The 14,181-nt window shown below is 57.2% G+C and carries 13 protein-coding genes; 9 read left to right on the top strand and 4 right to left on the bottom strand.

The window, feature by feature from the left end; translation table 11 throughout:
* The first annotated feature begins 16 nt into the window (after positions 1 to 16).
* The 4 genes from OXG98_19610 (at position 17) to gatB (ending at position 5,281) form a co-directional block, all read left to right on the top strand.
* On the top strand, positions 17 to 292 hold the full coding sequence (locus OXG98_19610; protein ID MCY3774218.1) for a DUF4321 domain-containing protein: 276 nt from the start codon (positions 17 to 19) through the stop codon (positions 290 to 292).
* Between the two features lie 13 nt (positions 293 to 305).
* Entirely contained in the window at positions 306 to 2,111 is a 1,806-nt protein-coding gene (locus OXG98_19605) for a VCBS repeat-containing protein (protein MCY3774217.1), read from the top strand.
* Positions 2,112 to 2,115: 4 nt separating this feature from the next.
* A complete protein-coding gene (locus tag OXG98_19600; GenBank protein MCY3774216.1) occupies positions 2,116 to 3,675 on the top strand; it encodes an amidase family protein in 1,560 nt (519 codons plus the stop codon).
* 64 nt (positions 3,676 to 3,739) lie between these two features.
* Positions 3,740 to 5,281, top strand: coding sequence for an Asp-tRNA(Asn)/Glu-tRNA(Gln) amidotransferase subunit GatB (gene gatB / locus OXG98_19595; protein MCY3774215.1), 1,542 nt, complete (start codon positions 3,740 to 3,742; stop codon positions 5,279 to 5,281).
* A 15-nt stretch (positions 5,282 to 5,296) separates the two neighbouring features.
* Here gatB and OXG98_19590 read toward each other — a convergent pair whose 3' ends face one another.
* From OXG98_19590 to OXG98_19580, 3 genes are all read right to left on the bottom strand, one after another.
* The gene (locus OXG98_19590; protein MCY3774214.1) at positions 5,297 to 5,554 is read right to left on the bottom strand and encodes a hypothetical protein; all 258 of its coding nucleotides are present in this window, start codon (positions 5,552 to 5,554) and stop codon (positions 5,297 to 5,299) included.
* Positions 5,555 to 5,641: 87 nt separating this feature from the next.
* Entirely contained in the window at positions 5,642 to 5,944 is a 303-nt protein-coding gene (locus OXG98_19585; GenBank protein MCY3774213.1) for a hypothetical protein, read from the bottom strand.
* A gap of 85 nt (positions 5,945 to 6,029) precedes the next feature.
* Positions 6,030 to 6,254 carry a hypothetical protein gene (locus OXG98_19580; protein MCY3774212.1) on the bottom strand — a complete coding sequence of 75 codons (225 nt, stop codon included), beginning with the start codon at positions 6,252 to 6,254 and terminating at the stop codon, positions 6,030 to 6,032.
* Positions 6,255 to 6,649: 395 nt separating this feature from the next.
* Here OXG98_19580 and OXG98_19575 point away from each other — a divergent pair, with 395 nt between their 5' ends.
* Both OXG98_19575 and OXG98_19570 read left to right on the top strand, forming a co-directional pair.
* The gene (locus tag OXG98_19575; GenBank protein ID MCY3774211.1) at positions 6,650 to 7,216 is read left to right on the top strand and encodes a gamma-glutamylcyclotransferase; all 567 of its coding nucleotides are present in this window, start codon (positions 6,650 to 6,652) and stop codon (positions 7,214 to 7,216) included.
* A 66-nt stretch (positions 7,217 to 7,282) separates the two neighbouring features.
* The gene (locus tag OXG98_19570; protein MCY3774210.1) at positions 7,283 to 8,074 is read left to right on the top strand and encodes a phytanoyl-CoA dioxygenase family protein; all 792 of its coding nucleotides are present in this window, start codon (positions 7,283 to 7,285) and stop codon (positions 8,072 to 8,074) included.
* 97 nt (positions 8,075 to 8,171) lie between these two features.
* On the opposite strand, the gene OXG98_19565 is transcribed toward OXG98_19570, so the two are convergent.
* Positions 8,172 to 9,077: a DUF4143 domain-containing protein gene (locus OXG98_19565; GenBank protein MCY3774209.1), complete on the bottom strand. Its 906-nt coding sequence runs from the start codon at positions 9,075 to 9,077 to the stop codon at positions 8,172 to 8,174.
* Positions 9,078 to 9,942: 865 nt separating this feature from the next.
* Between OXG98_19565 and OXG98_19560 the strand changes: the two genes are divergently transcribed.
* Genes OXG98_19560 through OXG98_19550 form a run of 3 tightly spaced genes read left to right on the top strand, consistent with a single transcriptional unit; the run spans position 9,943 to position 13,671 of the window.
* Positions 9,943 to 11,454: a GNAT family N-acetyltransferase gene (locus OXG98_19560; GenBank protein MCY3774208.1), complete on the top strand. Its 1,512-nt coding sequence runs from the start codon at positions 9,943 to 9,945 to the stop codon at positions 11,452 to 11,454.
* Between the two features lies 1 nt (position 11,455).
* Positions 11,456 to 13,459, top strand: a complete 2,004-nt coding sequence (locus tag OXG98_19555; protein ID MCY3774207.1) for a class I SAM-dependent DNA methyltransferase — start codon at positions 11,456 to 11,458, stop codon at positions 13,457 to 13,459.
* A complete protein-coding gene (locus tag OXG98_19550) occupies positions 13,456 to 13,671 on the top strand; it encodes a hypothetical protein (GenBank protein ID MCY3774206.1) in 216 nt (71 codons plus the stop codon). The genes OXG98_19555 and OXG98_19550 overlap by 4 nt, the downstream gene beginning before the upstream one ends.
* The last annotated feature ends 510 nt before the right edge of the window (positions 13,672 to 14,181 follow it).

Here is a 14,181-nt window from a genome sequence, read left to right as displayed (position 1 = left end):
CACAGGGAGACCTGCCATGACGCAATACAAAGGGATGGGTAAACTGGTACTCTACATCCTGGTAGGCGCCATCCTCGGCAGCGTCGTCGGAGAGTTGATCGCGCTCCTCTTCGGATACTTCATGCCAGGCAGCATGGCGGAGCAGTTCTTCCTCGAGGCCTTCACCTACACCTTTCCACCCGCGACGCTGCCCCTCGTCATATTCTCCGTCACCTTCGGGTTCACGCTGAAAGTGAACGTCATCAGCATCCTCGGCATCGGTTTCGCCACTTACTACTACCGGTGGTACTAGTACCCATATTAAGATGACGAAACGATATCCAGGCCGATCCCGATTCAACCCCGTTCGCATCAGCCCGGCGCTGACCCTGTTTCTGGCATTTGCCATATTCCCGGCGGGTATACTCCTCTTAGCAGGCGCCCCGAGCCCCGCCGCCGCGCGATCCACAGCACAAACCGTCCCGGTATTCACATTCGAAAAACAGGAAGTCGTCATCGGGCCGGCAGCCAGGCAAACCGTACTGTCCGGATTTCTGCTGGGCAGGGACGTCGCGGACCTCGCCGTGGTGCATGTGGACGAGCGCGGCGACCCCTACCTGCGTGTATACGCCTATGAGGACGGGACCTGGGCGCTGAACACGAATGCGCGGCTTCGTCCCGGAGTATCGTTCGTCGACCTGGCCCGCATCGGAAGCCGCGACCGGTTGATCACGTACGGGGAGGGCCGGCTCGACGCGTGGGATCCCGAATCGTCGACAGAAGTCGTCCTCGCAGCCGCCACGTCCAGTTTCGACCCCCCTCACCCGGGCGAAGTGCCGCACGTGGACGTCACCCATGACGTGAACGGCGATGGGCGGATCGACCTGGTCCTGCCGGACGACGATGGATTCAGGGTATTTGTACAGTTGAACGACGGTTCATTTGCCGATCCCGTGGTGGTCGGTCCCCCCGCTGTACTAGAACGTATCTACGGAGCCGACGGATATCGATTCGACCCCTGGAGCGTAAGCCGCGTCCACGCGTTCGACTACAACGGAGACGCCCGCGTCGACCTGGTCTTCTGGAACGGGGACCACTTCGAGGCGCATATCCAGGACGATCGGGGCCTGTTCGACCCTGAGGCCGTGACCTTCACGACCGCCGTGCGTTTCGACTCCGACGATCTTTCCACGCTTGCCGCCGGGGACATGAAGGGCCGGGTCTTGTATTCGTTCACCGACCTGAACGGGGACGGCGTCGCGGACTTGGTGGTCTACGCCCTTGAAGGCGACAGTATTGCCGACAAGCGGTCCGTCTATGAAGTGTATTACGGTTCACGCGCCTCCGATGGCTCCACCCGGTTCGCACCCGAAGGTCGTGCCTCCGATGGCCGTGCCTCCGATGGCCGTACTTCGGATGGCGGCATCCATTTCGCGCCCAAAGCCGACATCTCGATCCGGTCCGAAGGCAATATCCAACTCGCCATGGACCAACGTGATTTCGACGGGGATGGTGAAATCGACCTGGTCGTCACGACGATTGAGAACAAATACCTCGAAAGCAGTCTATTCAAGCGGATCAAAGGCTTCATGGGCGATGACGTGTGGCTCAATCTCGCGTTCTACCGGGTGAGCGAGGGACGCATCCCGGACCGGCCCACCGCCATCCGGAAGATTCAGTTGGATGGTGCGCCAAGTCCCCGCGAACCAGGCTGGGTCCCCCTTGACTTCGTGCTGCAGGGAGGGAAGCACGCCCGGCGAACAGACCGTGAACAATACCGGCGGGCGTTTAACAAGAACCTGTTCATCGGGGATGTGACCGGCAACGGCCGCTCCGACCTGCTGATCGAGTGGACCCACCGGGAAATGCACGTCTACGCCGGCGTGCCGGGTCCGGACCTCTTTGCCGGACAGCCCCAGAAGGTGGCGGTCGAACTGCCCAACGACGAGGAATACGCCTGGATGGCGGACCTTAACGGGGACGGCAGGCAGGATATTGTCCTGCATCGTCCCTTCAAGCAGCGGGACGCGCACGGGGCGCCGACGCAGCAGCCGGGGGTAGAACCCCATCGCGTGACCCTGCTGATCGCATCAACCATCGACGGTTCAGGAGCGGAGTTTGGAACACCTTAACGAGATGGCGGCCCACGAACTGGCGCCGCGAATCAAGTCGGGCGAGGTGACGGCGGAAGAGGTGGCCAGGGCAGTACTGCGCCTGATCGAAGCGAAAGACCCCGCTATAAACGCCTATCTCGCCGTCCAGCCTGAAACGGTGATCGAAGACGCCCGGGAAGTGGACCGGCGCGTCGCCGCGGGCGAAGAGACCGGACCACTGGCCGGCGTCCCCATCGCCATCAAGGACGCCATCTGCACGAAGGGCCTGGAAACCACCTGCGCGTCCAGGATCCTCGAGGGATTCGTGCCGCCATACGACGCCACGGTCATTGCCCGGTTGCGCGAGGCGGACGCCGTGATCATCGGCAAGACAAACATGGACCAGTTCGGCATGGGATCCTCCAACGAAAACACCAGTTTCGAGGTTTGCCGGAACCCCCTGGACACCGACCGGGTCCCAGGCGGCTCGAGCGGCGGTTCCGCCGCGGCCCTGGCGGCGGGCACGGCGGTCCTGGCCCTGGGCGAGGACACCGGCGGATCGATCCGCCAGCCCGCGGCCTTCTGCGGCGTCGTGGGGCTCAAGCCTACCTACGGGCGGGTCTCCCGCTACGGCATCATCGCCTACGGATCCTCCTTCGACCAGGTCGGCCCCATGGCCCGCAACGTCGAAGACTGTGCCCGGCTCCTGGGCGTCATCGCGGGCCACGACCCCATGGATACCACGTCGTCTTCGGAAGCGGTGCCGGACTACACGGCATCCCTGAAGCAGGGCATCGAAGGGGTGCGCATCGGCGTGCCTGAAGAATACATGGCCGAGGGACTCGATGCCGCCGTAAAGGAAAACGTAAACCGGGCGATCGAACGCATGGAATCCCTCGGCGCGCGCGTGGAAAGCGTTCGCCTGCCTCACACCGAGTACGCCGTGGCCGCGTACTACATCCTCGTCACCGCGGAAGCCTCCTCCAACCTGGCCCGGTACGACGGCGTGAAGTACGGGTACCGGGGCGAGGGCGGCGCGTCGATTCGAGGGCCGGGCGGCGACGGATCGGTCGGCGGCGCATCGACTGGAGAAGTGGCAGTAGGGACGGCCGCTGAAGCGACCGCCGGAGGATCAGGTGGTGGGGTCGCCGCGCAACCACCCGCGCCCGAAGACCGGCTGGACGCCATGTACGGATCGACCCGCAGCGGGGGGTTCGGCCTCGAGGTGAAACGCCGCATCATGCTTGGCACCTACGTGCTCAGCGCCGGCTATTACGACGCCTACTACGACAAGGCCCAGCGCGTGCGCACGCTCATCAAGAGCGACTTCGACCAGGCCTTCGAGAAGGTCGATCTCCTGGTGGCGCCCACCACGCCCACCACCGCTTTCAGGATCGGCGAGAAGATCGACGACCCGCTGCAGATGTACCTGTCCGATGTATATACCGTACCTATCAACCTCGCCGGCGTGCCGGCCATCTCTCTGCCCTGTGGTAAGGATCCCGGCGGTATGCCCATCGGCCTGCAGATCATCGGGCCGCATTTCGGCGAAGAACGGATCCTCCGGGCAGCGTACGCCTTCGAGGAGGCTACGCGGCCATGAGAGGCGAGAATAGAAATTGCATGGAAGTGTGCGACGCGGCACCAGGTTCGGAGGCTACGCGGTCATGAACTACGAATCCGTAATCGGGCTCGAAGTGCACGCCCAGCTCCTGACCAACTCGAAGATCTTCTGCGGGTGCCCGGTGGCCTTCGGCTGCGAGCCGAATAGCCGCGTCTGCCCCATCTGCCTCGGCATGCCCGGCGTCCTGCCCGTTCTGAACCGCCGCGCCGTCGAATACACGATCCGCATGGCCCTGGCCGTGGACGGCCATGTTGCTGAAACCAGCGCCTTCGCCCGCAAGAACTACTTCTACCCGGACCTGCCCAAGGGCTACCAGATTTCGCAGTACGACCGGGCGGGCGAGCCCATCTCCCTGGCCGGCGGCATCGAGATCGAGGGCGAGGACGGTCCCCGCTTCGTCCGGCTTCGGCGGATCCACCTGGAGGAGGAAGCGGGCAAGTCCATCCACAACGAACCCGGGTACGATCCGGACCTGAGCTACATCGACTTCAACCGTACGGGCGTGCCCCTCATGGAGATCGTCAGCGAGCCGGATATCCGCAGCCCCCGCGAAGCCTCGGCCTACCTCGCCCGTCTGCGGCAGATCCTGCAGTACATCGGCGTCTGCGACGGCAATATGGATGAGGGCAGCCTGCGTTGCGACGCCAACGTGTCTATCCGCAAGCCCGGCGATCCCCTGGGCGAACTCGTCGAGATCAAGAACATGAACTCCATGCGGTCCATGGAACGGGCGCTGGAATTCGAAATCGCCAGGCAGTCCGAGCTGCTCGACGACGGCGGTACCGTCGTGCGCCAGACCCGCCTGTGGAACGAGGAAAAAAGAGAGACCTTTCCCATGCGGTCGAAGGAGGAAGCCCACGACTACCGGTACTTCCCCGACCCCGATCTTGTTACCGTCGAAATCGCCCGTTCCTGGGTGGACGAGATCGGCGAAGACCTGCCCGAGCTCCCCGATGTTCGCATGCGGCGCTTCGTCGATGACTACGGACTGCCACAGGACATGGCGCGGCAACTGACGGAGAATCGGGCCCGGGCCGACTACTTCGAGGCATGCGTCGGCCAGGCATCCGGCGCAGCAGCCCGCGATGCAACCAGAGATGAGGCTGGCAGCGCGGCTGGCGAAGCGGCCGGCAGAACAGTTGACGGAGCGGCCGACGAAGCGCGCACCGTCAGCAACTGGATGCTCAGCGAACTCCTGCGCGTCCAGCACGAGAACCGCATGGACCAGCAGACCCTCGAAGCCCGCATTCCACCCGATCACCTCGCCCAGCTCCTCGGACAGATCAAGGAAGGCAAGATCAGCGGCAAAATCGGCAAGGACGTCCTCGACATCATGGCCGAAACCGGCAAAGCGCCGGCCAAGGTTATCGAAGAACAGGGCCTCGTACAGATCTCGGATACCGGCGAACTCGAAAGCGTCGTCGGCGGCATCCTCGCCGAACACCCGGACGACGTCGCCGAATACCGGGCCGGCAAAACCAAGCTCCTGGGCTTCTTCATGGGCCAAGTCATGCGCGCGACCCAGGGCAAGGCGAATCCGAAGATGGTGAACGAGTTGCTCCGGAAGAAGCTGGCGGAAGGTTGAGACGGTTCCCGGGAATCAACCGGAATCCGTTATCTTCAGCAGACCCTCGACGCGGCCGAGGCGTCCGTTCATGTCGTGCATTTCTACCCGGATGGCGGTAACTTCCGTGCGCACGGACGCGATCTCTTCCTTTAACTCCTCCTTCAATTCCTTCATATCTGCCTTCAGTTCCCGTCGCAGTTCGTTAGTTATGGCCTTGGTCTGTTTCCAGAAGAAGATAAAGGCCGTCAGCAGCGTAACAGGTGTAAGGAGAAGCTGGGCGAGTTCCATCATAGTCTTCCCTCCTACTTTGGTAAGGGACGCAGGCCGGCAATCATTCCAAACGTTCTCGCCATACAAATTACACCTTTCAGGCCTTAGTTACTCCTTGCTTGATCGTCCGATGTCGGAGGTCATCAACAGGCCCTCGACGCGGCTGAGGCGTCCGTTCATGTCGTGCATTTCTACACGAATGGAAGCGACATCCTTGCGAATCGATGTTGTTTCTTCCTTAAATGCCTCCTTGAGTTCTTTCATATCTGATTTCAGATCTGTTTTCAGTTCCCTCATATCCGATTTCAATTCACGTCTCAGTTCCTCTCTTCCGGTTTTGGCCTGTTTCCAGAAGAAGATGAATGCCATCACTAAAGTGATTGGTGTAACAAGAAGTTGTGCAATCTCCACGGTCTTTCCTCCAATCTGTGAGGGACGCAGTCCGTCAATCGATCCAGCCATTCTCGTCCCGGCCAGTGTGCCAGTTGTGATTCGACTACTCCTTTTGCAGTTTTTCAAAGTCCAGGGTCATCAACAGACCCTCTACGCGACCGAGACGTCCGTTGATGTCGTGCATTCCGTCACGGATGGATGTGATCTCCTCGCGCAGCGACACGATATCTTTTTTCAGTTCGTCGATGATGATTCTGTTCTGTTTCCAGAAGAAGATGAAGGCCGCCAGCAACATGCCTGGCGATATGAGAAGTTGAGCGAGTTCCATGTTCAAATTCCTCCCATGCAGTTTGGGTGAATGGTCCCATTCGCACGTCGAATCGATGCGTGCGACCAACACTCCTTTACGAATCAGTCGTAGAAATCGCTGTAAATCTGGTAACAATCGTGCGAAAATGGGATTATTCGTGCGGGCTGGCGTAACTGATGCGACTGTTGTGCAGGTTCGGAAAGCGGGTATGGGCGAGCGTTATATTGCGGGAGAAACAGGCGAGGAAAGGTGGACCCGGCGGTGGGAATCGCCGAATGGGTCATAGGACGATCTTGTTTCGTGTATACATTGTGAATACTTTGTTTACCGTGTCCGTGGTTGGGATTCTACAAAGGAATCTGGGTACAGAAGGATCTGGCCGATCATACCATGCGAAGGAGAGAAGTCCAACCATGCCTTTGTGTTACTTTGCTTATGGCTCGAATATGCTGACCAAGCGGTTGCAAAATCGTTGTCCTGGGGCTGTTTCGAAGGAGCGTGCATACGCCGACGACTGGATTATCAAATTCAGTAAGCCCAGTAAAGATTGTTCCGGAAAAGCGACGCTTAGTCCGAAGAATGGTTGCCGAACTCCCGGCATGCTGTTTGAGATTCCGTGTTCGGAGGTTTGCTGCCTCGACAAGTCCGAAGGGGTTGGTTACGAACGTTGCGACACGTTTTGCGTTCGGCTGGCTGAAAGCGGCAAAATCGTTCCGGTGGCGACCTACTTGGCCACGTTTACCAAACCCGATCTCCAGCCTTACGACTGGTATCTTGCGCTCGTGATAGCAGGCGCGCGGGAGCACATTCCAGACGAAGACCATCACGAGATGCTGCGTCAGGTAACTTACATGCGCGATCCCCGTGGTGACCGCGAAGAACGGATGAAAGCAAAGAAGGTTCTGGCCGAGGCTGGTTACACTGACCATTGGAGTCTCCTAAATCGTGACTTATGCGAGTCAGCTACGCGGTCGGTCTGAACGAAGGCTAGTTCCAGTCACATTAGATCAGAAGACCTGGCTGCACCACACTCAATCGAGGATTCCATGTCCCCCGAACAAGCTAAAGATAAACGCCAACAGCTAATTCGCGACGGTTTCTGCGTGGTCGACAAAATCCTCAGCGACTCCTTCCTTCAGGAGCTGCGCATCGAATCCGAGCGCATGATGGAAAACTGGGTGCCGCCACCCGATGTCAGGTACCAGGGCCAGCACGTTACCGCGCAGGGGACTGAGAACCCGACCATTCAGAAACTGCTCGACTGGCCTGCCACGCGGCGTGCCCTTGAACAGATGGGTCTGGGCGATTTTACCAGCACCGGTGGTGTCATCCTCCTCACCAAGGATCCCGGAGAACCGGCACTGTACTGGCACCAGGACTGGATGCAGTGGAACGATCCGATGAGTTGCTCTCCCTGGCCGCAGATCATCTTCGTGTCCTACTACCTGAGCGATACATCGCGAGAGAACGGATGCCTCAAGATCATCCCCGGCACCCATCTTAAACGCATCCCGCTGCACGACCAGATGGTGCCGGCTCATGAACAGGGCGCCCGCTTCATTGCCGAAGATCATCCCACGATGTTCAGCGACCACCCGGACCAGGTCGAGGTCTGCGTCAAGGCCGGTGACCTGGTACTGGCCGATGCCCGTGTGCTGCACTCGGCGCATCGGAACCTGACCGACGAGCGCCGCACCCTGGTACTGGCCTGGCACAGACGCCCCGACACCGTGCCGGCCTATTGGACCGATCCGGTTCCGGCCATCATCGCCGAGCGCGACCCCGAGGCGGAGTATCCCGGATCCAGGATTCCGGGCGAACTGCTGCGGGAGGTGTGAAGTAAATCAGGCGTATAAAGGCAGGAAACTTGAAAAAGGCCAGAAACTCGGTAACGGACCGTGCAATGGCGATTTGAGTATGCGGTAACTGTCTGGGTCACGGCCACAGATCGTCATCAGCCAGCAGGTTGGAGAAAACCGGAAAAGGCAGGACCTCAATGCCGTCCTCGGTCTGCAACTCCGGTCCTTCTGGGTAGACAATGATCCGCCGGCAAAGGCCGTCCAGACCGGCCACCGCTCTCAATCCTGTGCACCAGGAACGAGAGTACGTGCCGCCGGATTTTACTTCGATAGCAACAAAATCGCCCCCGCGTTCAAGTAGAAAATCCACTTCAGTCCTATTCTGCGCGGCCGTTGCCCAGTAGTACCATACTTCGCAAAGATCTCGGTAATCCTTGTACGACCGGATCAACTGCGCGACCAACCCTTTAAAGAGGACGCCACGTTCCTCCGGTGCGACCGGTCCCTTCTGGTTTTTCATGGCACGTACAATACCTGGATCGCACCAGTACCATTTGGGCAGCTTCCTTTCCCGTACGCGGAGTTTACCCTCGAACGCCGGCAACCGGATGCACAGGAGGGTCTCCTCGAGGATCTCCAGGTAACTGGTCACTGTCGACCGTGACACCTGCGCTTCCCGGGAAATGTCGTTGGCGTTCATAGCTTGGGCGTGGAATAACGTTGCCAGCGGAAGAAACCGCGCGAAGCCGGGCAGATTGCGCACCAATGCTTCGGATTGGATCTCTTCCCTGAGATAAATCTGCGTGTAGGCGGTGAACGTCTCCGACCGGTCCTCCGAATCCCAGACGGCGGGCAACAACCCGTTTCGCAGTGCGTCCTCCAGGTCGAAACGTTTCCGCAGTTCCTCAGGTACGAAGGGATGCATCGCGCGGCGCAATGCCCGACCCGCCAGCAGATTGACGCCGGCCCGCTTGAGTTTCCTTGCACTGGACCCGCACAGGACGAACCGCAGCTTCCGCTCTTCGATAAAACGATGCAGCATTTTGCTATACAACACCTGGTGGTAAATGTCGAGTTGAACTTCATTACTGGGGTCGTTTGTTAAATTCGAGCAGAAGATGTCGCATACCGACTATACCTTTGCGTTGAATCTCGTTTGTTGCCCTTCATTTCACCGGGAATTCAATACAAATGTTTAGTTACTTCTTGTGGAGGTGTTTTAAACGACGTACATAATGCAATGGATTCTCAAGAGCAGTGTTTCCTTAATCAGTGGGAAGACTTTATCTCTTCCTCCGGTGATAAACGGTACTGTGGACATAGTGATATGGACTGTGGGTATCCTAACCACGACAGGCCCAGGCCCGTGTAGTAGTGACGGATACAGCCAACGCAAGTTCGTACCTGATGAGAATACAGTTAATAGCCATCACACTGAATTGGAGATCACAGCATGTCTTTGGCAATGTACAGTACCCCAATAGAGTCAGAACCGCAGATTGTACTCAGCGTACATCCGCACCACGCTGAAAACATACTAACTGGGACGAAGACGGTCGAGTTCAGACGAAGATTTCCTGTTGGAACGCATCTGGAGGGCGCTATCCTCTGGATTTACTCCACATCGCCCATTCAGGCTGTAACAGGTTGGGCCAAAGTGAAAGACGTATACAACATGTCCGTGGAATCCCTCTGGGCGAGGTTTCATACTGATGGTGGGGTAAAGCGCCGGGATTTCGATATTTACTTCGATGGAGCCAGGAACGGCTATGCTATAGTATTGTCTTCAATCACACGCCTGTCGGAGGAGATTGGCGCCGAAAGTTTCAGTAACAATGGTTTTATAATTCCTCAATCATACAGGTACGTGAACGAAGATATATCTCCTCTTTTAACGAAAGTACTCCGTGAAAATCCTCCTCGACACAAACGTAGCCATCAAACTGGAAGATCCCAAACCGGTTGACCCCCAGGCGGCATCTCTTGCGCAGTTGTGCCAGAAACACAATCTGACTCTCCACGTGTCCGATGCTAATTATGCAGACATCGATCGGGACAGGGATAGCGCGCGACGTCGGTTAACATACAGCAAACTGGAGAAGTACGTTCGCCTTCGCGATGTAGCAATTGATTCCGAATCCGACTTGATTTGCAGATTTGGTTCCATCAGGAATGAAAACGACAGATGCGATCTGCAACTTCTTGGAATATTGGAGAAGAAAGCGGTCGATCTCCTGATTTCAGAAGATACGGGATTGATACGTCGGGCTGAACGAGGAAACCTAGGAGGAAAAGTATTCGGCGTAGCAGATGCGGTTGATTTCATAAGTCGAACTTACGAATCCCACACCGTCGAACTGCCTTACGTCGAAGAAGTGCCGGCTTATCAAATCGACGTTGAAGATGTGTTCTTTGACAGTCTCAGAGCAGACTATCCTGGTTTTAACGAGTGGTTCGAGGAAAAATGCGTCAACAGCCATCGGTCTTGCTGGGTAATCAGATTCGATGCCAAGCTTGCGGGACTTGTGATTCGAAAACCTGAAACACAAGAAGAGGCGGACTGCGCAACCAGGGCGGACAAGATATTAAAAGTGTCCACCTTCAAATTGGCGCCTGAGTATCAAGGAGAGAAATTCGGTGAACAACTGCTTAAGCAGGTGCTGTGGTGGTCCAGATCGAACGACATCGAAGTCGTATATCTGACCGCATTCGAAAAACAGCACGTGTTGATCGGTTTGCTGGAAACGTATGGTTTCCAAAAGACGCGAACACTCGATGACGGTGAATGGCTCCTGGAGAAGGAATTGAGGAAGGATGTCCGATCGGATACGTCGTATCAGAAGGATCCCGTAGCGTTCAACCGTCAGTTTTATCCCGCGTACTATGATAGACCGGACGCTCGGAAATTCGTAGTTCCGATCCTTCCCAGGTTTTACAGGATACTGTTTCCGGAAGCTTTTCCTGACAGCCAATTGTCGCTGTTCGAAGGTTCCTCGACAGATGTGAATCGTACACCGGGCAATACGATACGGAAGACCTACATATGTCGTGCGCCTACCACAAAACTTGAACCTGGTTCCGTTGTCCTGTTCTATACCACACAGGATGAGCGGCGTTCGCACTCCCAGTCTATTTGTACCGTCGGTGTCGTCGAAAGGGTGACAGAGGCCTCGACGTTGAACGAACTTATGCTTTTGACGACGAGGCGCTCCGCCTATACTCGCAAACAGTTGGAGGAACTGGTAAACTCCAGCGAAAAACCATTGAAGGTCATCGATTTCCTTCTTACTCTACATCTGAACGAACCCATAGACCTCCAAACGCTTCAAGAAAACGGGATATTGGAAGGTCCTCCGCAATCTATTACACAGGTTCCGGAAGACCGCTACCGTAGATTGAAGGATTGGCTGCAGAAGTAATATGGCAAACTCCGACCTCAACTGGATCACCAACTACATCTGGGGGATCGCGGACGATGTCCTGCGTGACCTCTATGTCCGTGGAAAGTATCGCGACGTCATCCTGCCCATGACGGTGCTCCGCCGGCTGGACGCGGTGCTGGAGGACACGAAAAGGAAAGTGCTGGAAACCAAGGCGATGCTCGACAAAGCGGGCGTCGTGGATCAGGATTTTGCCCTTCGCCAGGCAGCCGGTCAGGCATTCTACAACACCTCGAAGTTCACTCTGCGGGACCTCAGGGCGCGGGCCAACCGCCAGCAACTGACGGCCGACTTTACTGCATACCTGGACGGATTCTCGCCCAACGTACAGGAAATCCTGGAGAACTTCGAGTTTCGCAACCAGATCTCACGCCTGTCCCGCGCCGACGCTCTTGGCACCTTGATCGAGAAACTCACCTCGACAGAGATCAATCTGAGTCCTGATCCCGTGATGAACACCGATGGCACGACCCGGCGTCCCGGCCTGGACAACCACGGCATGGGCACGGTCTTCGAGGAACTGATCCGGCGCTTCAACGAGGAGAACAACGAGGAGGCGGGCGAACACTGGACGCCGCGGGACGCCGTGAAACTGATGGCCAGGCTGGTCTTCCTGCCCATCGCGGACCAGATCCAGTCATCCACCTATCTGCTCTACGACGGCGCCTGCGGAACCGGCGGCATGCTGACCGTGGCCGAAGATACCCTGATGGAACTGGCCGAAGAACGCGGCAAGCAGGTGTCCACTCACCTGTACGGCCAGGAGATCAACGCCGAAACCTATGCCATCTGCAAGGCGGACCTGCTGCTGAAGGGAGGGGGTGACGCCGCCGACAACATCGTGGGCGGTCCCGAACATTCTACCCTTTCCAATGACGCCTTCTCGTCCGAGGATTTTGACTTCATGCTCTCCAATCCGCCCTATGGTAAAAGCTGGAAGACCGACCTGGATCGCATGGGTGGTAAGAAAGACATGCGCGACCCACGTTTCGTAATCGAACATGGTGGAGACCCTGAATACTCCCTAGTAACCCGTTCTAGTGACGGGCAGATGCTTTTCCTAGCCAACAAGCTAGCCAAGATGAAACAGGACACGCCGCTTGGAAGCCGCATCGCCGAAGTGCACAACGGAAGTTCCCTCTTCACCGGCGACGCTGGACAGGGCGAAAGCAACATCCGTCGGTGGATCATCGAGAACGACTGGTTGGAAGCCATCGTCGCCCTGCCGCTCAACATGTTCTACAACACTGGTATCGCGACATACGTCTGGGTCCTCACCAACCGCAAACCCGAGCATCGCCGGGGCAAGGTACAGTTGATCGACGCGACCAAGTGGTTCCAGCCGCTGCGCAAGAATCTTGGCAACAAGAACTGCGAACTCGGGGAAGACGAAATCACCCGTATCTGCGATACTTTCTCGGCTTTCGAAGAAACCGATGAAAGCAGGATCTTCGACAACGCCGCTTTCGGGTACTGGAAGGTGACCATGGACCGGCCTCTCCGCATCGCCGGCGCCGATCCGAACCGGGTGTACAAAGCCGCAGAGATCAAGGACCTCAAGGCAGGTTCCGGGTCAATCCCAAGCGGCAACCGAAGCGAAGATGGAACGCCCATTATACGGAAGATCCACAGGAAGGGAACCGTACCCGATCCGCTACGAGGCTTGTTTGAAGTCGAAATGGATGGCAAACCGGCCGTGGTGGAATACGAACCGGACTCCGATCTTCGCGACACCGAACAGATCCCGTTGCAGGAAGCGGGGGGTATCGAAGCATTTCTGAGGCGCGAGGTCCTGCCCTATGCGACTGACGCATGGTACCGACCGGATAGCGTGAAGATCGGCTACGAAATCAGCTTTACGCGGTACTTCTACAAGCCGCAGCCTATGCGGTCGCTGGAGGAGATCCGGGCGGATATCGTGGCAGTGGAGAAGGAGACGGAAGGGTTGTTGGATGAGATCTTGGGAGGGAGTGAACCGTCATGACGGATTCCTCTCGCGCAAAAAAGAAATTCGACCGCATCAAATTCACGCGGGAAGCTCGTGCCCGCATTACTGCTGAAACAGCCCATATGACGCCTGACGAACGGGTAGAATGGTTCAATACCAGGCGGTATTCCGACCCCGTGCTGGAAGAAATGGCTGCACGGATACGCAAAGAAGCGCGGGCAAAACCATCTGACCGTAGCGACGACTGAGCCGAAGAGAAACTGATACGGCAGCAGGGATCGGAGTCCAGCCCCGAGATTAGCTTCGTAGCCGGCAATGAAAAAGTCGACGGCGATTACGCGATGAGCGCACTTGGATATGGCATCCATACGCAGGGAGGAGCAGTTGGTTGAAACGATCCGGCGTAATGTAGAAAAAGCCGTTGAGTGTTACTTCGACGGGAGATTCTTCCGTATGTAGCCGACGCATAGTATCAGCCCGATAGTGTGCGAATCAGATACGAGATCGGCTTTAAACGGTATTTCTATATGCGGAAGCCCATGCGGTCTCTGGAAGAAATCATGGCCGATGTACTGGCCTTGGAGAAGGAGACGGAGGGGTTGTTGAAGGAGATTATCAATGAAGGAGACAAAGAATGAAGGATGCGCAGAAACCCGATCACATTAGTCTGAACACGGTCATCAGCAGGCTCAAGGAGGGAAGGTACGTCATTCCAGATTTCCAGCGCGATTTCGAATGGAAGCCTTGGGACATAAACG

Source organism: Gemmatimonadota bacterium (assembly GCA_026706345.1).
In the GTDB taxonomy this organism is placed as follows: Bacteria; JAAXHH01; JAAXHH01; order JAAXHH01; family JAAXHH01; genus JAAXHH01.
Note: the sequence above shows the minus strand (reverse complement) of the source record. Positions and strands in the feature narration are given on the sequence as shown.